The organism is Halorubrum luteum, assembly GCF_054652935.1.
On sequence record NZ_BAAIGT010000002.1, the window covers coordinates 611,621 to 633,176 of the forward strand.

General features: G+C 66.1%; 19 protein-coding genes. 10 read left to right on the forward strand and 9 right to left on the reverse strand.

Features of this window, described 5'->3' with window-relative positions; genetic code table 11:
- Positions 1-7 precede the first annotated feature (7 nt).
- A complete protein-coding gene (locus ACYQ0R_RS03015; protein WP_459820862.1) occupies positions 8-985 on the forward strand; it encodes a DUF5787 family protein in 978 nt (325 codons plus the stop codon).
- Positions 986-1,010: 25 nt separating this feature from the next.
- On the opposite strand, the gene gdhB is transcribed toward ACYQ0R_RS03015, so the two are convergent.
- From gdhB to ACYQ0R_RS03030, 3 genes are all read right to left on the reverse strand, one after another.
- Positions 1,011-2,351: a glutamate dehydrogenase GdhB gene (gdhB, locus tag ACYQ0R_RS03020; RefSeq protein ID WP_459820863.1), complete on the reverse strand. Its 1,341-nt coding sequence runs from the start codon at positions 2,349-2,351 to the stop codon at positions 1,011-1,013.
- Positions 2,351-2,500 carry a rubrerythrin-like domain-containing protein gene (locus ACYQ0R_RS03025; protein WP_459820864.1) on the reverse strand — a complete coding sequence of 50 codons (150 nt, stop codon included), beginning with the start codon at positions 2,498-2,500 and terminating at the stop codon, positions 2,351-2,353. Before ACYQ0R_RS03025 ends, gdhB begins: the two co-directional genes overlap by 1 nt.
- Before the next feature lie 116 nt (positions 2,501-2,616).
- Entirely contained in the window at positions 2,617-5,577 is a 2,961-nt protein-coding gene (locus tag ACYQ0R_RS03030) for a bacterio-opsin activator domain-containing protein (RefSeq protein WP_459820865.1), read from the reverse strand.
- A gap of 85 nt (positions 5,578-5,662) precedes the next feature.
- Between ACYQ0R_RS03030 and ACYQ0R_RS03035 the strand changes: the two genes are divergently transcribed.
- The 5 genes from ACYQ0R_RS03035 (at position 5,663) to ACYQ0R_RS03055 (ending at position 10,366) form a co-directional block, all read left to right on the forward strand.
- Positions 5,663-6,775 carry an aminotransferase class V-fold PLP-dependent enzyme gene (locus ACYQ0R_RS03035; protein ID WP_459820866.1) on the forward strand — a complete coding sequence of 371 codons (1,113 nt, stop codon included), beginning with the start codon at positions 5,663-5,665 and terminating at the stop codon, positions 6,773-6,775.
- A gap of 292 nt (positions 6,776-7,067) precedes the next feature.
- A complete protein-coding gene (locus ACYQ0R_RS03040) occupies positions 7,068-7,556 on the forward strand; it encodes a YeeE/YedE family protein (protein WP_459820867.1) in 489 nt (162 codons plus the stop codon).
- Positions 7,553-8,032, forward strand: a complete 480-nt coding sequence (locus tag ACYQ0R_RS03045) for a DUF6691 family protein (protein ID WP_459820868.1) — start codon at positions 7,553-7,555, stop codon at positions 8,030-8,032. Before ACYQ0R_RS03040 ends, ACYQ0R_RS03045 begins: the two co-directional genes overlap by 4 nt.
- A gap of 92 nt (positions 8,033-8,124) precedes the next feature.
- Entirely contained in the window at positions 8,125-9,912 is a 1,788-nt protein-coding gene (locus ACYQ0R_RS03050; protein ID WP_459820869.1) for a MutS-related protein, read from the forward strand.
- Positions 9,905-10,366, forward strand: coding sequence for a DUF8009 family protein (locus ACYQ0R_RS03055; protein ID WP_459820870.1), 462 nt, complete (start codon positions 9,905-9,907; stop codon positions 10,364-10,366). The genes ACYQ0R_RS03050 and ACYQ0R_RS03055 overlap by 8 nt, the downstream gene beginning before the upstream one ends.
- Positions 10,367-10,586: 220 nt before the next feature.
- On the opposite strand, the gene ACYQ0R_RS03060 is transcribed toward ACYQ0R_RS03055, so the two are convergent.
- Positions 10,587-12,302: a tRNA uridine(34) 5-carboxymethylaminomethyl modification radical SAM/GNAT enzyme Elp3 gene (locus ACYQ0R_RS03060; RefSeq protein WP_459820871.1), complete on the reverse strand. Its 1,716-nt coding sequence runs from the start codon at positions 12,300-12,302 to the stop codon at positions 10,587-10,589.
- Between the two features lie 79 nt (positions 12,303-12,381).
- On the opposite strand from ACYQ0R_RS03060, the gene gcvT reads away from it, so the two are divergent.
- On the forward strand, positions 12,382-13,539 hold the full coding sequence (gene gcvT, locus ACYQ0R_RS03065) for a glycine cleavage system aminomethyltransferase GcvT (RefSeq protein WP_459820872.1): 1,158 nt from the start codon (positions 12,382-12,384) through the stop codon (positions 13,537-13,539).
- Positions 13,540-13,626: 87 nt separating this feature from the next.
- Here the strand turns inward: gcvT and ACYQ0R_RS03070 are convergent, their stop codons facing one another.
- Positions 13,627-13,872: a DUF7999 family protein gene (locus ACYQ0R_RS03070; RefSeq protein WP_459820873.1), complete on the reverse strand. Its 246-nt coding sequence runs from the start codon at positions 13,870-13,872 to the stop codon at positions 13,627-13,629.
- 169 nt (positions 13,873-14,041) lie between these two features.
- Here ACYQ0R_RS03070 and ACYQ0R_RS03075 point away from each other — a divergent pair, with 169 nt between their 5' ends.
- Positions 14,042-14,584 (forward strand): NYN domain-containing protein, encoded by a 543-nt coding sequence (locus ACYQ0R_RS03075; RefSeq protein WP_459820874.1) that lies wholly within the window; start codon positions 14,042-14,044, stop codon positions 14,582-14,584.
- A 32-nt stretch (positions 14,585-14,616) separates the two neighbouring features.
- Here the strand turns inward: ACYQ0R_RS03075 and ACYQ0R_RS03080 are convergent, their stop codons facing one another.
- The 3 genes from ACYQ0R_RS03080 to ACYQ0R_RS03090 all read right to left on the reverse strand — a co-directional run bounded on the left by ACYQ0R_RS03080 (position 14,617) and on the right by ACYQ0R_RS03090 (position 16,858).
- Positions 14,617-15,333 (reverse strand): S26 family signal peptidase, encoded by a 717-nt coding sequence (locus ACYQ0R_RS03080; protein ID WP_459820875.1) that lies wholly within the window; start codon positions 15,331-15,333, stop codon positions 14,617-14,619.
- Positions 15,334-15,390: 57 nt separating this feature from the next.
- The gene (locus tag ACYQ0R_RS03085) at positions 15,391-16,167 is read right to left on the reverse strand and encodes a Nif3-like dinuclear metal center hexameric protein (RefSeq protein WP_459820876.1); all 777 of its coding nucleotides are present in this window, start codon (positions 16,165-16,167) and stop codon (positions 15,391-15,393) included.
- A 118-nt stretch (positions 16,168-16,285) separates the two neighbouring features.
- Positions 16,286-16,858: a DUF7978 family protein gene (locus ACYQ0R_RS03090; protein WP_459820877.1), complete on the reverse strand. Its 573-nt coding sequence runs from the start codon at positions 16,856-16,858 to the stop codon at positions 16,286-16,288.
- Between the two features lie 145 nt (positions 16,859-17,003).
- Here ACYQ0R_RS03090 and ACYQ0R_RS03095 point away from each other — a divergent pair, with 145 nt between their 5' ends.
- A complete protein-coding gene (locus ACYQ0R_RS03095) occupies positions 17,004-17,225 on the forward strand; it encodes a YgaP family membrane protein (protein WP_459820878.1) in 222 nt (73 codons plus the stop codon).
- 411 nt (positions 17,226-17,636) lie between these two features.
- A complete protein-coding gene (gene mutL, locus ACYQ0R_RS03100) occupies positions 17,637-19,880 on the forward strand; it encodes a DNA mismatch repair endonuclease MutL (RefSeq protein ID WP_459820879.1) in 2,244 nt (747 codons plus the stop codon).
- Between the two features lie 248 nt (positions 19,881-20,128).
- Here the strand turns inward: mutL and ACYQ0R_RS03105 are convergent, their stop codons facing one another.
- Positions 20,129-21,511, reverse strand: a complete 1,383-nt coding sequence (locus ACYQ0R_RS03105) for a hemolysin family protein (protein WP_459820880.1) — start codon at positions 21,509-21,511, stop codon at positions 20,129-20,131.
- Positions 21,512-21,556 lie beyond the last annotated feature (45 nt).

The window sequence follows — 21,556 nt, forward strand, 5'->3', positions numbered from 1 at the left end:
GACGACCGTGACCCCGGACGCAGAGTTCGGCTACGAGCTGACCGTCTGCCGGTACGCCGAGCTGGCGTGGCATCCCACGGAGGGGCCTCGTCCGGTCGTCGTCTCCAGACAGCTCGGGACCAAACGCCGACGCTGGGATACGGTCGTGATCGAAATCGATCCCGAAGCGTTCTCGCGCCGTTGCGCGTTCGGCGAGCGCGCCCTCGACTCCGATCTCCTTCACGTGGTTCGCCATGCTCCCGCGGAGTGGGAATGGTACCGCGACGCGCTGCCGCACCCGGGCTACCCGTGGCGTCACGTCAGGCAAGCGGTCCATCGCGCGGACGGACGCGACCTGATCGAGAAGCGTCGACGGGGAAACCGGATCGAGCTCCGGCGGAGACGACCGTATCCGGACTGGGTTCGCCGGATCGTCGCCATCGAGAACAAGCCGGACCTCGACGCGAGCGCGGCCGACGCGCTCGCCGACCAGCTGACACACGACATCGACGTTGCCCTCGCGGACGAGGTGTGGCTCGCCACCGAGACGACCGGCGACGCCGTCGAACCCGCACTCCTCCACACGGTGCCCGTGGAGGCGGGCGTCCTCACCACCGATTTCACCGACGGCGTCGACGCTGGCGGCGCTCGGGTCCACTGGCTCCCGAGCAGTCTCGCACCCACGGAGCGCGAGCCCGGCGTCGTCACACGTCGCCTCGAGATCGCCGAGCGGGCCTACGGAAAGGGGTGGCGGTCGTTCCACGAGACGATGCGACCGGACTGTCGGTCGTTCGAGCTTCGGCGGAACGGACGCGGGCTGGTCCCGTACTGCGCGGCCAAAGAGAAGGTCCCGACCGCCCGGGAGTGTGCCGGCTCCTGTCCGTCGTTTGCGCCCGAACCGCCCGGCTGGCGAACCAACGGGTGGCCGATAGCGGGCGGACCGGGTGCCGGGATCAGGCGACTTCTGGAGCGACGTCGCAGGCGGGAGCGAACGTTCGAGAAGTGATCCGCGTCGAAACGTGACGGCCCAGCTAGGGCCAGAGACCTCGTGCCTCGTGTGCGTCGGCGATCCGTGACAGCGCGACGACGTAGGCGGCGTCCCGCCACGTTCCCTCGTGGGTCTCGTACGCTTCACGGACCGTCTCCCATGCGCCGTCCATCTCGCTTTCGAGCTCCTCGTTGACGCGTTCCAGCGACCACGACCGTCGGTTAATGTCTTGAAGCCACTCGAAGTAGCTCACCGTCACGCCCCCCGCGTTCGCCAGAACGTCCGGGATCACCGGGATCCCCCGGTCGGCGAGGATCTCGTCCGCGCGACTCGTCGTCGGGCCGTTCGCACCCTCGACGACGAGCGCGGCTTGGATGTCGCTCGCGTTCTCGCGTGTCACCACGTTGCCGATCGCGGCCGGGACGAGGACGTCAACGTCGAGTTCGAGAAGCTCGTCGTTCGTCACCGTTCGCGGCGCGTCCTGTCGCATCACGGCCTCGGGCTCCTCGTCGTGTGAGGGGATCGATCGCGTCTCCAGTCCGTCGGGATCGTACACTCCGCCGTTCACGTCGCTGACCGCGACGACGTTCGCGCCCCAGTCGTCGAGCAGGCGGGCCGCGTTCGCACCCACGCTCCCGTATCCCTGCACGGCGATTGAGGTGCCCTCGAGCCCGTCGTCGTAGTACTCCACCGCCCGTCTCGTGATGATGGCGACGCTGCGGCCCGGGGCCGCGTCCCGTCCCTCGCTACCGCCGACGGACGGCGGCTTCCCGGTGACGACGCCGGGCGTCGTCTCGCCCTCCTGCATCGAGTACGCGTCCATCAGCCACGCCATCGTCTGCGGATCCGTCCCCATGTCCGGTGCCGGGATATCCGTGTTCGGTCCGATCACGTCCCGAAGCTCCTGTGTGAACCGCCGGGTGAGCCGCTCCCGCTCGTCGTCGCTGAGAGACTTCGGATCAACCGCCACGCCGCCTTTCGCGCCGCCGAACGGGATATCCATCACGGCACACTTCCAGGTCATCCACATGCCGAGCCCGACGCATTCGTCCCGCGTCACCTCCGGATGATACCGGATTCCACCCTTGTACGGTCCGCGGACGGAGTCGTGTTGTGCGCGATATCCCGTGAACACCTCCACGGAGCCATCGTCGAGTTCGACCGGGACCGCCACTTCGTGGACGCGCTTCGGCTCGGCGAGCCGCTCGACGACGTTCGGATCGATGTCGATCCGGTCGGCGACGCTGTACAGCTGCCGTTGTGCGGTCTCCAGCGCCGTCTCGGTCGGCTCGGCGTCACTCCGATCCTCGGTCGCGTCCGGATCGTCGTCGGTCGAGTCAGTGCTGCCGCTATCGTCGTGGATCGCGCCGCTCGTGCTCGTCATCACTCGATCGGGAGACTTCGGTTTCGCATCGTCCCGCCGCAGTTCGGGCACGCTCCCGGGTGGTCCGCCTCGTCAACGATCGTCGCACAGTCGAAACACTCGTACGGTGTCGTGTCGGCCGTCTCGAGGTCGGTGGGTAGGTCCATCATGGTTCGAAAGCGAGCGACGTCACGTCGGCGGACGTGCTCGCCTAGGAGTAAAAGGTGTATAAGGTAATGCTGAACGGTTCGATGACGAACCCCAATGCACCAAGAGGGTTTGATAATCAACCCTGCTTGGCGGTCTCTACCATGGCGGCGTTCTCCTCGAAAAGCACGCTGAACAGCTTGCTCTGGGCGGATCTGACGTGATCGTAGAACGCAGTCGAGGAGATATCGAGCATCTCTGCCACCTCCTCACCGGTGTTCCGTCGCGGCGCGTCGAAGAATCCGCCGTAGTAGGCAGTCTGAACCACCTCCATCTGTCTCGGCGTGAGTGCCTCGAGGAACCGCGAGCGAGTGGTTCGGTCGGGGACGCGGTCGTGACTCCGCTTCGAGCGCAGTTCGACGCCGTCGAACGACTGCCGAACGACCGAGGTGACGTGACGGACGTCGACGCTACCCGGGACGTCGACGGTGATCGTCGTCGTCTCCGGCGTGGCGGATGCGCTCCGGAACACCGCCCCGTGGTCCGCCAGATTCGTCGCCAGAAACGGCCGCGAGAGCTGGAGCCGGAGGACGCCGCCGTTCGCGTCGGCCGCGATCTGCTGGACCGACTCGACGTCGACTAGCGAGGCCGCGACGTCCGCAACCGCGTCGACCGAGGCGTCGTCGACGGTGACGAACACCCCAGTTCCGTCCGGCGTCCGCTGCACTCCGCCCTGGTACGTTAGCGTACAGTCCGCGTCGCGGGCGAGTCGCGTGAGAACGAACGTCGGATCCCCGACGGCGAACTCGACTCGCGTCATCGACGTCGACACCAGCGCGTTCGTCCGTTCGACCGCGCTTATCGCCGAGGCGATCGTCTCGCCGAGCTCGGCCAACACCGCCTTCGAGGTGTCGTCAAGCGCGCTCTGTGAGTCGCCGTACACGGTCAACACACCGTAGGAGACGTCGTTGTACACGAGCGGAATGCTCGACACGGAGAGGAAATCGCGTGCGAGCGCGTCGGTTCGCCACGCCGCCTCGCGAAGGTCGCGTCCGACGTTCGAGATCGTCGTCACGTCGCCGGTCGCGAGCGCTCGACCCGCGGGCTCGACCCGGTCGGCCGCGATCGGGATCGATCGCTCGTCGAGATAGCCGCGTCCGTCGCCCGCCCACGCCCGCGGCTCGACGACCTCCCCCGCGGCGTCGGGGGCACCGATCCACGCGAACGAAAACCGGTCGGCGGCAGTGAGCAGGTCACAGACCGCGTGGTCGATCTCCTCGCGCGTCTCGGCACGAACGAGCGCGCGGTCGACCTCCCGGATCGTCTCGTTGATCCGATTCAACGCCGACAGCTGACTGTTGCGCCACTGCAGCTCCCGCTCCTGGCTCCGAAGCCGGGCCTCGCGAGCGACCCGATCGAGCGCCGCCTCGGCAGTCGCCGCCAGCAGATCGACCAGCTCGCGTGCAACCTCGTCGAACGCGTCCGCGGACGACGACCCGGCGAGAAACACCCCGTGGTCACCGAGCGGAACACACGCGAGACTGGCGAGGCCGGTCGAGGGGTTCGACAGTCGCTCCGCCCCGTGGACGTCGCCGTAAAACAGGGGTTCGTCGGCGACGAACGCGTACCCCGGAAGCGTCTCCTCGTCGATGCCGACCGGGGAGAGCGGCCCGTGTTGACGCTCCATCTCCCGCGTCGATGCAGCCGGGCGAAGCACGTTCGACTCCTCGTCGAACAGGTGTATCGCGGCCGCGTCGATACCGACGACGTCCGACGTGTCCCGGACGACGCGCTCCGCGATCCCGTTTTCGGTTTCCGCATAGAGAAACTCCCGAGCGGTACCTTGCAGCGTCGCCAGCGCGTCCTCACGCTGTTTCCGTTTCGTGACGTCCCGACAGCTGTACAGCAGCGTCCCGTCCTGGATCGACACCTCGCGGACGTTCACGAGCAGGCTGTGCTCGCGTCCCGCCTTGTCGGTCGCAGTGCACTCGATGTTCTTCAACACGCCGCGTTCGGCGAGCTCCTCGCGGTCGAACAGCTCCTCGCCGAGCAGCGCGTCGATCGTGCCGAGTTCGCGGATCTCCTCGGCCGTGTAGCCGAAGATGAAGTTCACGTTCGGGCAGACGTACGTGTACTCGCCCGCCTCGTTCGTGATCAGGACCGTATCCGTCATGTTGTTGAGGGTGACGCGGTGAAGCTCCTCGGACCGTCTGAGCTCCCGCTCGAGGCGAACGCGGTCGGTGATGTCGACCGCATCGACGACGACACCGTCGACCCCGCCACGCCCGTCCAGCGCCGGCCGGACCGACAGCTCCGTCACGCGAGTGTCCTCGTCCTCGTCCCCGCCACCATGCTCGACGACCACCTTTCCGGTACGCCCGTCCATCGCGTCCTCGATGGTGGTCCGCACGTCTCGCCGGACGACATCGTCCGTCCAACACGGCAGCTCCCAGAACGGGACCGGTCGCCCGGACTCGGACGACGGACCGTCGGCGACATCCCCGTTCGTACCTCGGATGGACGCGTCGCCGCTGTCGAGGAGATCGCGTGCGGTCCGATTGGCGCGCTGAACCGTACCCGACGGAGCGAGCATCAGCGTCGCGGATCGGTCGTCATGAAACACCGCCTCGAACCCGCGCGCCGACCGCTCACGTTCGCTCCGTCTCCGCCCGCGGTCGAGCGCCCGCCCGATCGCGTCACGGAGCGTCTCGAAGTCGAGCCCGTTGGCCATCAGCTCGTCGGCGACGACGAACTCGTCGACGCCGGCCGAGACGGCGTCGCTTGCGACGCGGTCGTCACCGGCCGTCGAACACAGCACGAACGGAACGGCTTCCTCGCGGTCACGAACCGACCGGAGCAGCGTCAGCCCGGTTTCCGAATCCGGGCCGAGATCGTACGCCGCGACCACGACATCGGGGAGTCGGTCGTCGATCGCCGCGAGCGCCTCGGAGACCTCCTCCACGGAGCGAACGACGCTCGGCGACGTCGACTCCGAGCACGAGTCCTCCCGACTCGCCTCCGAAAGCGACGTCGCCAGGTCGTCGGGGCCGACGACCAACACGTCTATGTCGTCGCGTGGCGTCGCATCACCGATATCCATTGACGACGCTTCGATCCTCAGCCGGTTGAGCGTGTCGGCCGTCGTCGTCGGGACGTTTTTGGTCCCGGTCCGCCCGATCCGAATCATGGATCCACTCGACCTCCGGGCGGAGACGCCGGGGTTACAGGACGCGACGTATCTCAACTTCGGGGCGCACGGTCCGAGTCCGACACGCGTCGTCGAGGCCGCGTCGTCGTTTCTGGCCGACCACGAGTACGACCCCGTGTCAAAAGGCCCCTACGAGCGCGCGTTCGAGACGTACGATCGGGTGCGCGAGCGGGTCGCGTCGTTCGTCGGTGCCAACCCCGACGAGATCGCCCTGACCGAGAGCACGACCGACGGAATAAACCGGATCGCCGCCGCGATCGACTGGGAGCCGGGCGACGTCGTCGTCCGGACCGACCTCGAACATCCCGCCGGGGTCCTGCCGTGGCAACGGCTCGAACGCGAAGGCGTCGAGGTCCGCGTGATCGAGACCGACCGCGGCCGAATCGACATCGACGCGTTCGCCGACGCCGTCGCGGACGCCAGACTCGTCTGCTTCAGCGCGATCACGTGGACGCACGGGACCTGCCTTCCGGTTCGAGAGCTCGTCGAGATCGCGTCCGACGCGGGCGCGTTCACGCTCGTCGACGCCGTCCAGCTACCGGGCCATCGGGCGATGGACGTCGCCGAGTGGGACGCGGACGCCGTCGCGGCCGCCGGTCACAAGTGGCCTCTCGGTCCGTGGGGTGCCGGGTTCCTCTACGTCGACCGCGACTCCGCCGCCGATCTCGTGCCCGGCGCGATCGGCTACCGAAGCGTCGAGACGCCGACCGCGGAGTCGATCACGTATAAACCGGGCGCACGCCGGTTCGAGGTCGGCAGCACGACGCCTACCGCACACGTCGGGCTCGCGGAGTCGCTCGACATCGTCGAGGAGGTCGGTATCGACGAGATCGAGTCTCGGATCGCCTCGTTGACCGACCGACTCAAATCCGGTCTCGACGACGACCGCCTGTTGAGCCCGCGGGAGTTCCACTCCGGGCTCGTGACGATCGCCGCTGACGACCCCGAACACGCCGTCGACCGGCTCGCAGACCGCGACATCGTGGTCCGGTCGCTGCCGCATCCGGAGGCGATCCGCGTCTCGGTCCACGCGGTCTCGACCGAAGCGGAGATCGACGCCGTCCTCGACGCGCTGTCGACGATCGATTGACGACGATCGGCTACCGTCGAACGGTGCAACCCTTATATACGATGCCGGGGCCAGGTCCGCCGTGACCTGATACGACCACCGCGCGGCGGGCAGCGGGTGTGCGACACGTCGCCGCGTGAACGCCGACACGGGTGTCGCCTGTCAGCCATCTCGCTTGGTTGGCTCGTATCGACCGCAGACGCCGCCGGCTCGGACGCGGTCCGTGCCCGTCACCGCACCGGATCCCGTCATCGAGCCCGGCAACATCGGTTGTGAGCGGAGCGTTTTCCCGGACGCGACGCACAGAGCCCGTATGAACGAGATCACGCTGCTCGCCGAGGCGCTGTTCCCCAGGGGGTGGGACCACTATCTCCTCGGCGGACTGCTCATCGGACTCGGCACCGCGATCATCTACGTGGGGACCGGCATCCACGCCGGTGCGAGCACGTTCCTCGAGTCGACGCTGTCGTACGGCTCGAAGCTTCGGCGCTTCCAGCAGCCGCGGTTCGTCTCGTCCCGGGATTGGCGGGTCGTGTTCACGCTCGGGATCGTGTTCGGGGCCGCCGTCTACTCGGTGGCGACCGGCGAGTTCGGCTGGACCACGGAGGTACAGCCGTGGCGGCTGTTCCTCGGCGGGATCCTCATCGGCGTCGGTACCCGGCTCGGGAAGGGGTGTACGTCCGGGCACGGCGTCTGCGGCGTCGGGTCCGCCTCACGGGCATCCCTCGTCAACGTCGCCACGTTCATGCTCGTCGCGATCGGCGTCGCACAGCTGGTGATGGCCGCGGGGGTTCGGCCATGAGCGGTGGCGGCGTCGTTGCGGACCACGAGAGCCATCCGCTGTTCCTTCCGCTCGTCTTCCTCGGCGGATCGGTGTTCGGCGCTGGGCTGGCTGTGAGCCAGATGGCGCGTCCGGAGATCGTCATCGAGTTTCTCCAGCTTCGGGATCTCGGACTCCTGTTCGTGATGGGCGGCGCGAGCGTTGTCGTCGCCGTCTCGTTCTGGGCGCTCACGCTGTCCGGGAGATCGGCACCACTGACCGGAAAGCGGTTCGGACGCCGCCTGAAGTCGATGGATCGCGACGTGATTCTCGGCGGCGGCGTGTTCGGTGTGGGATGGGGACTGTCCGGGATCTGTCCGGGTGCGGCGTACGCGAGCCTCGGGATCGGCAACGTCGTCATCCTCTACGGCGTCGCCGGGATGTTCGTCGGCGCATACTTCCACGGATACCTCCGCGAGCGACGCGTCGACTCGACCGCTCCCGCTCCGGCCGACTGAATCGTAACACCGCTCCGTCCCCTCCCGTCGAGACAACGCATCAGTCATCCCTCCGACGAAAGCGCAAAGGTGGCTCGCGGACACGGGCCCGTATGCGACTCGAGGATTACTGGGGGATCGGCCCGAAAACGAGCGAGACGCTGCGCGAGACTCTCGGCGTCGAGCGCGCGATCGATGCGATCGAGGCCGCCGACGTTCGGACCCTCGTCGACGCGGGACTCTCGCGAGGACGCGCGACGCGAATTCTTCGGCGGGCGAACGGCGAAGCGAGCGTCGACGTGCTCGCGACCGGCGACACCCGGTCGGTGTACGACGAACTGCTGACGCTGGCAGCGAGCTACGCCGTTACCGAGCATGCGGGCGACCGGATTCGCGTGTTGACGCCGCTGTCCGACCGCGAAGCGATCGACGCCCGGCTCGATGACGTGCTCGCGGCCCGGACTGCGTGGGAGCGTCTCGATGAGGCAGACCGCGAGACGCTGCTCGATGCCTTCGCCGACTACGACGCGGCCGGTGGGACCGATCGGGCAGCCGTGGAGGCCGCGATCGCGCTCCGGGAGGCTGGGTTCCAGGGAGACACGTTCGAGGCGCTCGACGGACTGGATGGCGACGCCCTCCGTGACACCGCCGACGCGCTGGCCGCGATCCGCGGGCCGGTCGACGGAGACACCGCGGAGATCGTCGTCGTCGAGGGAGCCGACGAGGAGCTCGACCGACGGCGAGACCGACTCGAGGCCGCTAAAGCGCTCGAGAGCTCGGCGTTCGACGTGATCGACAGCGTCCGAGACGGCTCGGTTCGTGACTTCGAGGCGTTCAAAAGCGGCGTCGTCGACCACGTCGCGACGGAGGCGGGAATCGATCCGGCTACCATCCGATCTTCGACTCCTGACGAGGCCGTCGACGCTGCCGATTTCGTCTCCGGAACGCTCCGCACGCTCGTCGCCGACCTCGACGCGTCCGTAACCAAGCGGGAGAAGGCGGTCGCCGAGGAGCTTCGCGACCGAGTCGGCGACACGGACGGCGACGTCGACCGCGCTGTCGACGCCGTCTCCGACATCGCCTTCCAGCTCTCTCTCGGACGGTTCGCGGCCGAGCACGATCTCACGCGGCCGCGGCTCGTCGACGACGGGATCGCCGTCAGGAATGCACGGGCACTGTTCGTCGACGGGGAGGTCCAGCCGGTGTCGTACGGGGTCGGCACGCACGGGATCTCGGAACGCTCCGAGCGCGCCGATGCCGTAACGCCCCCGTCCGGCCAGCGCGTGAGCGTCCTTACCGGCGCGAACTCGGGCGGCAAGACGACGCTCCTCGAGACGCTGTGTTCGGTCGCACTTCTGGCGTCGATGGGGCTTCCCGTACCCGCCGACGACGCCGAGGTCGGTTGGTTCGACCGGATCGTCTTCCACCGCCGTCACGCCTCGTTCAACGCGGGCGTACTGGAGTCGACGCTGAAATCCGTCGTCCCGCCGCTCGTCGAGGAGGGACGAACGCTCATGCTCGTCGACGAGTTCGAGGCGATCACTGAGCCGGGACGAGCCGCCGAACTCTTGAACGGGTTAGTCGATCTCACCGTCGACAGGGCAGCGCTCGGCGTGTACGTCACGCATCTCGCCGACGACCTCAGTCCGCTTCCCGACGCGGCCCGCATCGACGGCATCTTCGCGGAGGGGCTCACGAACGACCTCGAGCTCCGCGTCGACTATCAGCCGCGGTTCGGCACCGTCGGACGTTCGACGCCGGAGTTCATCGTCTCGCGCCTCGTCGCGAACGCGACCGATCGCGGCGTCCGAGCCGGATTCGAACACCTCGCGACCGCCGTCGGCGAGGAGGCCGTGCAGCGAACGCTGTCGGACGCCAGATGGGCCCCGAACGATGGGTGAGGAGAACGATCCCACTCGAATACGGTCGATCGCCGTCCATCGCGAGGACGTCGCGACGGCCCTCGAAGCGACGATCCGAACCGACAGGCAGGTCGTGCTCCGGATCACCCCTCCCTTTTCAGGCCGGATGCGAGCCAGACTCCACGAGGCCACCAGCGACACCGTCCACGAAGGACGCGACGAAGGAAGCGAGGATGACAGCGAGCACGATGACGGCAACGAGCCCGATCCGATCCACGTCGATCCCGGAGATCTCGTAGCCGATCCACCGAGCTATCCGGAAGTCGACGAGACGGCAGCCGCGTTCCCGGACGCCGACGTCGAAACCCGGTACGAGCGGCACGCCGACGCCGTCGACGCCTGGCGCGAGGCGGTTCGCGACTCCCTCGCCGAACGAGTGACGATCTCGATCGACGGCACCGCCCACGAGGTGGACGTTAGCGTTCTCGGTTGAGTCGCGAAGCGTTAGCAATTCGCCAGAGCGGCCGGTTATCTACACGTTCGCGGTGAGAGTGATGAATGAACGGTGCTGAACAAGACTGCCGAGATATTCCTTCAGGAGTCCGGAAGCCGATGAAAACACGAAGATACGCTCTCGATCGCTTCCCTGTGTCTCTCAACTCATCGGGCACAACGACGACTAGCGGTGGCGGTAGGATCACCGAACGACGAGATCAGAGTCGCTTGGAGACGTACGGGCCGTCCTGACGGTAGCCGAGCTTGTTTCGGTAGTACTCGCGGGCTCCGATCCCGGAGATAACGGCTATCTTCCGATAGCCGGCGTCGCGGGCGATCTCCTCGGCGTGTTCGAGCAGTCGACGGCCGTACCCCTGATGTTGCCAGTCTCCGTCACCGCCGATACCGACCTCGCTGCCGTACACGTGGAGCTCGCGCACGAGCGCGGCCTCGTCCAGCTCCGTTCTGATCGGGTCGCCCTCGGCTCCCGGTGCCCCCGGCTGGTCCGATGCGAACGAGGGGAAGCGGAGCCGACAGAACCCGATCAGCAGGTCACGAACCGGGTCTTCGAAGGCGATGAACCGCTCCGTGCCGCCACCGGCCTCGTACGTCAACACGTCGAGTTCGACGTCGTCGGGGTCCGGATCGGCATCGTTCATGCCGACCTCACGGGCGCGAATTTCACCGATCTCGATCCCTCGATCGTCGGCGCGTTGGGAAGCAAGCTGTCGGAGGTTCGACTTCCAGACGCCGCCGTCGATGTAGTCCGCGGGGATGTCGCGCTGGACGCGCTGTAGCCTCGTGTACTTTGGGATCATCCCCATGATCTCGGCGATCAGATCCGCGGCCTCCTCGTTCGAGAGCGGCTCAAACTCGTCATTGTGCCACCAGTCGTACACCCGCGTTCCGCGTACGACCAGCGTCGGATAGATCTTCAGATAGTCGGGTCGCCAGTCGGCGTTCTCGAAGATCTGCCGGAAGTCCTCCAGACACATCTCCTTCGTCATCCCCGGCTGTCCCGGCATCATATGGAAGCCGACCTTGAACGCGGCGTCTCGCAGGCGACGGTTCGCGTTTCGTGAGGCCTCGTTGCCGTGTCCACGATGCATCTCCCGGTTGATCCGCTCGTAGGTCGTCTGGACGCCGACTTCGACTTTCGTCCCGCCGAGATCCAGCATGCGGTCGATCTGCTCGGGGTCACACCAGTCGGGTTTCGTCTCGAACGTCGTCCCGATGTTGCGTATCGCGTTCGTCTCGTTTTCGGCAATTACGTCCTCGAGATACTCGAACTCGACTTCGTCGGGAGCGGGCGCGAACGACTCTCCCTCGGCAGGCTCGGGCGCTTTGTCGAGGTCGTACTCGTTCATCGCCTGCAGCGCGCGCTTGACGAACCACTCCTGATAGTCGTGTGAGCGAGCGGTCATCGTCCCGCCCATCAGGATGAGCTCCACCTTGTCGACCGGATGGCCGATCTTGCGGAGCTGTTCGAGCCGGAGCGTCACCTGCCCGTACGGGTCGTACTCGTTCTGTTTACCGCGGGCGGCGGCGGGCTCGTGGCCGGTGTACGCCTGCGCGGAGGAGAACTCCGAGGCGGGACCGCCGGGACAGTAGAGACATTTCCCGTGGGGACACGTTTTCGGCGATGTCATGATCGCGACCGGAGAGACGCCCGAGGCGGTCCGCACCGGCTTCCGGCGGACGACGTCTTTGACGTCCTCGCGGGCGTCCGACGGTGCATGGTCAAGGATCTCCGTGTTCTTCGGCACCTTCGGCGAGGAGAACTCCGAACAGACGTCGAGTTTTGCGGCCTCGAGGCTGTCGCGGTCGACTTCGCCCGCGAGGATCCGGTCGACCAGCTCCTCGCAGGCGTTCGCGAACGCTGCCGTCTCCGCGTCGGCCGCGGACTCCTCGTCGCTCGACGCGTCGGTACGCATTATCCTCCGTTCGACGTGTTTCGGAGTTAAGGGTGTCGCCATGACAAGACCTTAGGTCCGCCCCGGAGAGATACTCGATATGGCCGACCGGTTGCCCCCACTGTACGATGTCCACGAGCAGCGAGGCGCGAAGTTCACGGGTTTCGGCGGATGGGAGATGCCCGTCGAGTTCGACTCCATCGGCGAGGAACACGCCGCGGTCCGTGAGGCGGCCGGAATCTTCGACGTCTCCCACATGGGCGAGATCGAGGTCGCGGGGCCCGACGCGACGACGCTGATGGACCGACTCACGACCGAAGACGTCACAGCCGTCGAGCCGGGCGACGCACAGTACGCCGCGATCACGAACGAGAACGGGATCATGATCGACGACGTCATCCTGTATCGGCTTCCCGACGGGACCGAAGTGGGCACGGTCGCGGCGTCGATCGACGAGATGGACGACCTCGATTCCGGAGCCGGCGATCCCGCGTATCTGTTCATCCCGAACGCGGGGCACGACGCGGAGACGGCGGAGCGGTGGGTCGACTACCGGGACACACACGACCTCAACGCCGAGGTGGCAAACACGACGACTGAGTGGGCGATGGTCGCGGTGCAGGGTCCAGACGCCGAGGCCGCGGTCGACGCGGCGACGGCCACGGACGCGGCGGCGTCGCTGCCGCCGTTCGACGCGACGTTCACCACGGTCGCTGGCGTCGACGCGCTCGTCGCCCGTACGGGGTACACCGGCGAAGACGGGTTCGAACTCCTCTGTTCTGTCGATGATGCCGAAACGCTGTGGAACGCGTTCGAGGTGCAGCCGTGCGGGCTCGGTGCGCGGGACACCCTTCGAATGGAGATGGGCTTTCTCCTCTCCGGACAGGATTTCGATCCGGACGAGGAGCCGCGGACGCCGTACGAGGCCGGGATCGAGTTCGCGGTCGACCTCGACACGGAGTTCGTCGGTCGCGACGCGTTAGCCCGTAAACTCGAGGAGGGGGTCTCGGAGACGTTCACCGGTGTCAAGCTGCTCGAACGGGGCGTCCCGCGCGGCGGGTACGCCGTCACTGACGGCGATCTCACCCGGATCGGACATCTGACGTCGGGGACGATGAGCCCGACGCTGAACGAGCCGATCGGGCTCGGCTACCTCAACGAGGAGTACGCCGAGGAGGGCACGGAGGTTAGCGTCGTGGTCCGTGGTGACGAGAAGCGAGCCGAGGTCGTGACGCCGCCGTTTCTGAACGGATCGTAGTCGGTCGAGAGTTCCGCTTCGAACTAGGTAGCAGGGCTGATTCCCCGCCCCACCGTGTGCGGAGCAGTTGACCTCTGACGGTTCCGTTCACTCACCACCGTCGGTCTCGGCCGGACGAACCGACTCCGCACACCAGACGTTCCCTCGACGGCCCGCGCGTGACAGCTTCATCCGCACGACCGACCCGACCGGCAGGTCCGAGACACGCTCGCGAGCCGTCTCGTCCGCGTAGTCCACGACGTGGTAGGTCGCATTGCGTGGATGTGCACGTACAGTCACACAATCATGATCGTTCTGCTGGGAAGCCACGGTGAAAGTACCTGTTGATGGCATCTTACTCCCGAAAAAGTGGACATCACGTATCAATGCTTCGTATAGCCAATACGGTGCTCCGGGAGGTCATTAAACGCATATAAGGGCCGACCGGGGTGAGCACTCCGACTGCCGCGGCGTGGCCGCCACGGATCAGTACCCCTATCTTCGCGGCGACGATACGCCCGGCATGGACACCACCGGTCGGGGTGACGACGAGCCGGTCGGCGTCGCGCTGTTCGTCGACGGTCCGAACGTGTTACGCGAGGAGTTCGATGTCGACCTCGACGACGTTCGGGAGGCGGCCGAGGCGGAGGGGCCGCTCGTGACGACCAGACTGTACGTCGATGAACACGCCACGCCGGGGCTCATTCAGGCTGCGGAGGCCCGCGGGTTCGAGGTCGTCGTCACCAGCGGCGATGTCGACGTAAAACTCGCCGTCGACGCGGCGCGATTCGCCGCAGAGCGGCGGATGACGACGCTTGCTATCGCCTCCCGGGATACGGATTTCAAACCCGTCATCGAAACCGCTAACGGCTACGGGATCCGCACCCTCGCGATCGCACCCGGCGCGTTCGGTCGCTCGGACGCCCTCCGCAACGCGGCCAACGACTCGGTGACCCTCGAGGGCGCGTCCGACGAGAATGGAGACGCTGCCGCCGAGGATACTCCTAGCGAGGAGCGTAGCGAGACCGCGACCGCGGAGCGATCGGCCCCCGACGCTGAGGAGTGAGCCCGTGACGTCACGTCGGTGGATCCTCCCAATCACGTCGGTGGATCCTCTCGGAGCCGTCCGAGAACGATGGAGCCGACTCCCCCGAGAACTGCACCGCTCCAGACGACCGAAACGAGAACCGGAGCTGTCCCGAACCGATCGATGGCGACGTCCATCGCCAGTCGGGGCCAGCCCGCGTTCGGGATGGTTGCTACTGCCTTCGCGTCGATCCACGTCGGAGCCACGACCGGCGCGATGCCGGCGCTCTGGTCGTACTCGTCGTTCGCGTCGCCGTAGGTGACGTATCCGCCGTGAGGAGCCGGACAGTACCGGAGTTCCTCACAGTCCCCGTCCGTTCGTTCGGGGTCGGCGCGCCGCGTCCAGTCCTCGCCGGCCTCGACGGCGAACGCGACTCGGTGGAGGATCGGCGCACCGTCATCGTTCGGTCTCGTGAACACGATCACGTCGCCGGTGGCATGCTCGTGATCGTCAACTTCGCGGTCGACAGGGCCGTGAGCGTCGGGGGCCTCGGTCCCATCGTCGTTCCCGGCTCCCCCGCGGATCTCGTCGCCGTTCACGCCACCCCATGGGAACCGATCGACGCTGGCGACGACGACGAGATCGCCACGTTCGACCGTCGGCTCCATGCTTCCGGTCTCGACCGCGACGAGGGGCGGCCATGCGCCGAGCGCAGCGGCGAGAAGCGCCGCTCCGAGGAGCACGAGTAGAGCCGGTACGGCGACGTCCGTCGCGAGACGCTCGCTCACGGGCGTGTATCGGGTTCGGAGGGCTTCAACGCGTCGCTCGGACGTGGTGAGAGCAGTTTACAGCCCGGTCGGATGACTCACGTAAGTCGTCTCGATCCCCCACTCCTCGGTGAGAGTCTGCAGGGCGCGGACGCCGAACGTCTCGGTGGCGTAGTGGCCGGCGAGAAACACCGTGATCTCGGCTTCCCGTGCGTCGTGGTACACCTGCTGTTTCCCCTCTCCGGTAACGAGCGCGTCGACTCCGGCGTCGACGGCCTCGTCCAGCCAGTCGACGCCCGAGCCGGTGACGACCGCGACCTCCTCGATCGTCTCGGGGCCGAACGGGAGCACGTGGGTGTCCGTCATGCTGCCCTCGAAGCGGTCGAGCCGCTCGCGAAGCTCCGCGGTCAAAAGCGGCTCGGAAAGCGTTCCCGCCGTCCCGATCGTCACGGGACCCAACTCGCCGAAAGGTCGACGGTCGACGAGGTCGAGTTCGTCGGAAACACCCGCGGCGTTGCCGAGCTCTTGATGCCCGTCAAGCGGGAGATGTGAGACGTACAGCGCCGTCTCCGCTTCGGACAGCGCCGCGATCCGGTCGTACGTACGTCCGGTCACGTGGTCGATCCCTCCCCACGAGATTCCGTGATGGGTGACGAGAGCGTCCGCGCCCGCCGCGGTCGCTGCGTCGATCGTCTCCATCGCCGCGTCGACCGCGAAGGCGACGTGGTCGACGTTGCGGTCGACGGTCGGACCGGACGGCCCGACCTGTAACCCGTTGGCGCTGGCGTCGACGTCAGCGTACGCATCCGTGTCGAGTCGGTCATCGAGGCGTTCGACGTACTCCGAAAGCTCCATGCAACCGCGTACGCCGCTCGTGTGGTTAAAAACGGCGACCTCCGGTGAAACGGATGTGGGCGGCGTCCACGGACCGGGTCGGACACCGATCGGATGGCGCGGGCGTCGTCGATCCGTATCAGTCCCCGACGACGCCGGCGATGGCACCGCCGGCACTCCCGAACACGGCCGGATACACGACGCCGGCGAGCAGGACGGCGGTCACGAGATCGGGTGCGATCGATCCATCACCGATCGTGTACGCGAACACGAACACGCCGGCAATCGCGAGCGGCAGGTACGCGAGAGTGACCGACGCACCGACCGGCACTCCCACGGCCGGATCGTCGACGTTGGCGAGAAACGCCGCCGCGAATCCCGCGGCGAGCAGGAGAAGCGGCGGAACGAGATACAAAAGCGTCAGAGATCCGTCGTCCGACGCGGCGATGAAGTTTCGCACGCGCGCTCCGCCGAACCCGGGTATCTCGGTGTCGACGAAGTGGGCGTTGTAGAACAGCCAGCCGACCGCCTGCCACGCGGGGATGGGGTCGCTACCGAACAGGTCGGTGATGAAGTTGAACGCGCTCAACTGCTCTTCGACGTCGTTCCGTTGGGTCACGTACACGAACAGGTAGCCGAGCACGTATGCGATCGCGCCGATTCCGGCACCGGCACCGACGCTACGCGCGTCTATGCGGTCTGTGAGGGCCATACGAACGACCGTAACTCCCCCGACATAAGTGCTTGGTGGAAGACGCTCCGGTCCGTCGCAGCTGCAGACCACGCGGATCTCGTCAGCCTCGCAGTCAACCGGCGGTCGACGGGCTTTTTGTTTCTCCGGCCGTTGCTGTACATGTATGAACGTAAACGTCGGTGCGACCGATCGACGAGTGAGAACGGCCGTCGGTGCGCTCGCCGGGGCGGCGTCCCTCGGCACTCTTGCTGGGCTGATCCCGGCTTCTTCAGTCGCGGCGCTCGTGTTGGGTATCGTGGCGATCGCCATGCTCGGAACCGCCGTGACCGGTGTTTGCGGACTGTACGCCGTACTCGGCGTCGATACCTGTTCCATAGACTCCTGACCGGTTGGTCGGTTCCCCGTCACCGGCGGGTTTCGCGAACGTGGTCGCCCGCAGTTCATAATCGTTTCAGAGTCCATGAACCGCGAGCGAAGCGAGTGGTGAATGCGTTCTCTGTACTGGTCGCTCAGCGAATCCTTGGTAGTCTTTCTGTGACAGGCTACGGTAACGTGATATCCACAGTGGCGGCATTCTCGATCGTCGCTCGATCCGCGTTTGAGGCGAGTCATGGCAACCTCCAGAGCACGGATTCTGGGTGTCTAAAACAGATCTGGTCGCTCCTCGACAACGCTGACGGCGAAATTACGCTGTCAGTCTCCGGGAAACGACTCTCTGCTATCGAAAAACAGCTTCGTTCGGCTGTCACCGTCGACAACGGGTTCAAGTGCCCGCTCGTCAGAGAAACGACCAGCAATGGAGCCGCCGGAGATCGAACGGTTAGACGAACGGACCATCCAGCGGATCGCGGCGGGCGAGGTTGTCGAGCGTCCCGCGAGCGTGGTAAAGGAGCTGATCGAAAACAGCCTCGACGCCGGCGCGAACCGGATCGCCGTCGCCGTCGAGTCCGGTGGTGTCGAGCGGATCCGCGTCCGGGATGACGGCGTCGGAATACCGGCTGACCAGCTCGAAGCAGCGGTCGACGAACATGCTACGTCGAAGATCTCCACCATCTCGGATCTGGATCGGGGCGTCGGAACGCTTGGATTCCGTGGCGAGGCGCTGTACACGATCGGCGCAGTCTCGCAACTCACGCTGCGATCGCGCCCGCCCGACGCCGAGTCGGGGGCGGAGATCACTGTCGAAGGTGGAAACGTGGGCGAGATCCAACCGGCCGGCTCACCACGCGGAACGGTCGTCGAGGTCGACGACCTCTTTTATAACACGCCCGCTCGAAAGAAGTTCCTCAAACGGACGGCGACCGAGTTCGACCACGTGAACACCGTCGTCACGAGCTATGCGCTCGCGAATCCCGATGTGGCGATGTCGCTCGAACACGACGGGCGCGAAACGTTCGCTACCGAGGGGAACGGGGATCTCCGCTCCGCGGTGCTGGCGGTGTACGGACGCGAGGTCGCGGAGTCGATGGTGGACGTCGAGTGGGTGCCGACCGGGGAGACATCAGAGCCCGGAGACGGCGACGATGCGGACTCTGCGGTGCCCGTGCGACGCGTGAGCGGGCTCGTGTCGCATCCGGAGACGACCCGAACGAGTCGGGAGTACCTCGCCACGTACGTCAACGACCGGTACGTCACCGCGAGCGTGCTCCGTGAAGCCGTCATCGACGCGTATGGCGGTCAGCTCGCGCCGGATCGATACCCGTTCGCCGTGCTGTTCGTCGAGACGCCACCAAGCGATGTCGACGTGAACGTCCATCCACGAAAGCTGGAGGTCAGATTCGACGAGGAGCATGCCGTGCGATCCGCCGTCGAGGAGGCGGTCGAGACGTCGCTTCTCGACCACGGACTGATCCGATCGACGGCACCGAGGGGTCGATCGGCTCCCGAAGAGACGACCGTCGTTCCCGACTCGCCCGATTCCGAAGCGCTCGGAGGGTCCGGCACGGGCCATGAAGCGGCCGCAGCCGCCCGTCGGAGCACCGATCGCTCGGAGGGAGACGAAGAAGTCGACCGGCCGTCGGCGACTTCTGATCCGACGGCGGCAAGCGAACTCTCCCCCGCCGACGAGGAGGCGTGGACGATCGACGATCTTGACGACGGCACTCCGTCGAAGTCGACGATCGATGAGACGACGCGCACGGACGCGAGTGAAACACGTGACGTGAGCAAGGCACACGACGCGACGAGCGAACTCCCCGACCACGTGACCGAGAAGGCGAGCGAGGGGCGTCCCTCGCCTCGCGAGTGGCAATCCGACGCCGAATCCGACGACGCCAGTAGCGGCTCCGGATCCCGGTCGACCGAATCGGAATCCGGGGACAACTCGTCCGACTCCCGAGGTGAATCGTTCGCCGCGAGCGGGACACAGAACGACGACCAGCGGACGCTCGGCGGAGGGACGACGAGCGACGAGCGGGCGTTCGATTCGCTCCCGAAGCTCCGCGTGCTCGGACAGTTCCACGACACGTACGTCGTCGCCGAGTCGTCGGACGGACTCCTTCTGGTCGACCAACACGCCGCCGACGAGCGGGTGAACTACGAGCGGCTTCGTCGCGAGTTCTCCGGCGGCGTCGACGCACAGGCGCTCGCGACGCCCGTATCGGTGGAGCTGACCGCACGGGAGGCGGCACTGTTCGTGGAGTTCGTCGACGAGCTTTCCGAGATCGGATTCCGAGCCGATCGGGTCGGAGACCGGGAAGTCGTGGTCGAGGCGGTCCCGGCGGTGTTCGATGCAGCACTCGATGCCGAACTCCTCCGCGACGTGCTCTCGTCGTTCGTCGGCGACGCAACCGAAGCAACCGATCCCGTTGACGATGTCGTCGACGAACTGCTCGCGGATCTAGCGTGTTACCCTTCCGTAACGGGGAACACGTCTCTAACCGAGGGGAGTGTCGTCGAGCTGCTCGACCGGCTCGATGACTGTGAGAATCCGTACGCGTGTCCGCACGGCCGGCCGGTCGTCATCAGGTTCGATCAGTCGGAGATAGAGGACCGGTTCGAGCGGGACTATCCCGGTCACGTTGGACGGCGCGCGGAGTGAGCAGGGGACAGTGACGGAACTGGGGACGGATAGCGGCTATCTGGCCGCCCGTCGGACTGAGATACGACGGCAGCACGCTTGGCGAACAGGCGACACTCGACTCTGCGTTCACGCGGCGACGTGTCGCTCACCCGCTACCCGCCGCGTAGTGGGGACGTTAGGCCATAGCGTGCGTGGCCTCGGTATCGTATATAAACGACCGGCAGTCGGAGGGGTGGTCGCGGCGGAGAAGTCGGCGAAACCCGATATCAGGTGGTCGATCCGTCGTCGTTCGGTCGTGCTTCCTCGTCGGCGAGTGACTCGTCTCCGCTTGGCGGCGTATCGAGAACGGTGACGCGCGCTTTCATGATCCGAGTGTTATCGACGCGTTCGATCCGGATCCGGACTCCGTCGAACTCGATCTCTTCGCCCTCCTCGACGAGCCGACCCGCGCGGTTGAACACGAACCCGGCGAGCGTCTCGAACTCCTCGCCTTCGGGGAGATCGATGTCGAGCATCTCGTTAACCTCGTCGATGTTCACCTCCCCTTGCACGAACGCGACGTTCTCCTCGACGAACTCGATCGGCTCCGGCTCGTCGCCCTCCAGGATGTCTCCGACGATCTCCTCGACCATGTCCTCTAACGTGATGATCCCCTCCGTCGTGCCGAACTCGTCGATAACGATCACCATCTGAAGACGATTATCCTGCATCTCCTCCAGCAGCTCGTCGGCGTTTTTCGACTCGGGAACGTGGAGCGTCGGTTTGACGACGCGCTCGAGAGAAGGCTCCCCCTCGGAGTAGCGGAGTTCGCGGACGAGGTCACGAACCTGCACGATCCCGACGATGTTGTCGAGATTGCCGTCGTAGACGGGGACCCGTTCGTGGTCCGCGTGGACGCATTTCTCTATCGCCTCCTCGACAGACGCTTCCTTTGGAACGGCGGTGACGTCGAGCCGCGGCGTCATCACCTCCTTGGCGATCGTGTTGTTGAACCGGAAGATGCGGTCAAGCATCTCCCGCTCTTCCTCCTCGATGACACCCTCGCGCTCGCCGGTCTGGATGATGTTCTGGATCTCCTCGCGGGTGACGTACGTCGACTCGATCGCCGCCCGGCCCCCGGTGATCTTGTTGACCACGCGCGTGAGATAATCGAAGACGACGACCAGCGGATACAACACGGCCTCGGAGTATTTCAGCGGGCGTGCGATCCGCAGCGACCACGACTCGGTGTGTTCGACGGCGTACGACTTCGGAGCGGTCTCGGCGAACAGGAGCACGACCGCCGTGATCCCGAACGTCGTGAGGACGATGGTCAACAGTGCGCTCTCGACGTAGATCCCGATGAGTGCGGTCGCGATCGACGTCATCGCGATGTTGACGAGGTTGTTGCCGACCAGAATCGTCACGAGGAGTCGGTGGGGGTTATTTTTTAGACTCTGGATCGTCGTCGCGCTTTTGACCCCCTCCTCGACCAGACTGTCGACGCGGTGTTTCGGCAGCGAGAACATCGCGATCTCCGACGAGGAGAAGAACGCCGACATCCCGATCAGTACGGCGATCGCGACGATACCGAGAAGCGTCACGACGGGGCCTTCCAGCATCGGTAACTGGGGTACCCCGGCGAGCAACGTGATCGACGACAAGCCCATACTCGTTACACGTCCGTCGGGCGACGGTTAAAGGGTTACCCTCTG

Coding starts and splice junctions, on each gene's coding strand:
- gcvT (WP_459820872.1), top strand. CDS start 12,382: ATGGCCGACCGGTTGCCCCCACTGTACGATGTCCACGAGCAGCGAGGC.
- ACYQ0R_RS03055 (WP_459820870.1), top strand. CDS start 9,905: ATGGGTGAGGAGAACGATCCCACTCGAATACGGTCGATCGCCGTCCAT.
- ACYQ0R_RS03025 (WP_459820864.1), bottom strand. CDS start 2,500: ATGATGGACCTACCCACCGACCTCGAGACGGCCGACACGACACCGTAC.
- mutL (WP_459820879.1), top strand. CDS start 17,637: ATGGAGCCGCCGGAGATCGAACGGTTAGACGAACGGACCATCCAGCGG.
- ACYQ0R_RS03090 (WP_459820877.1), bottom strand. CDS start 16,858: ATGGCCCTCACAGACCGCATAGACGCGCGTAGCGTCGGTGCCGGTGCC.
- ACYQ0R_RS03030 (WP_459820865.1), bottom strand. CDS start 5,577: ATGGATATCGGTGATGCGACGCCACGCGACGACATAGACGTGTTGGTC.
- ACYQ0R_RS03075 (WP_459820874.1), top strand. CDS start 14,042: ATGGACACCACCGGTCGGGGTGACGACGAGCCGGTCGGCGTCGCGCTG.
- ACYQ0R_RS03070 (WP_459820873.1), bottom strand. CDS start 13,872: ATGCCATCAACAGGTACTTTCACCGTGGCTTCCCAGCAGAACGATCAT.
- ACYQ0R_RS03085 (WP_459820876.1), bottom strand. CDS start 16,167: ATGGAGCTTTCGGAGTACGTCGAACGCCTCGATGACCGACTCGACACG.
- gdhB (WP_459820863.1), bottom strand. CDS start 2,351: ATGACGAGCACGAGCGGCGCGATCCACGACGATAGCGGCAGCACTGAC.
- ACYQ0R_RS03040 (WP_459820867.1), top strand. CDS start 7,068: ATGAACGAGATCACGCTGCTCGCCGAGGCGCTGTTCCCCAGGGGGTGG.
- ACYQ0R_RS03035 (WP_459820866.1), top strand. CDS start 5,663: ATGGATCCACTCGACCTCCGGGCGGAGACGCCGGGGTTACAGGACGCG.
- ACYQ0R_RS03105 (WP_459820880.1), bottom strand. CDS start 21,511: ATGGGCTTGTCGTCGATCACGTTGCTCGCCGGGGTACCCCAGTTACCG.
- ACYQ0R_RS03060 (WP_459820871.1), bottom strand. CDS start 12,302: ATGCGTACCGACGCGTCGAGCGACGAGGAGTCCGCGGCCGACGCGGAG.
- ACYQ0R_RS03095 (WP_459820878.1), top strand. CDS start 17,004: ATGAACGTAAACGTCGGTGCGACCGATCGACGAGTGAGAACGGCCGTC.
- ACYQ0R_RS03045 (WP_459820868.1), top strand. CDS start 7,553: ATGAGCGGTGGCGGCGTCGTTGCGGACCACGAGAGCCATCCGCTGTTC.
- ACYQ0R_RS03050 (WP_459820869.1), top strand. CDS start 8,125: ATGCGACTCGAGGATTACTGGGGGATCGGCCCGAAAACGAGCGAGACG.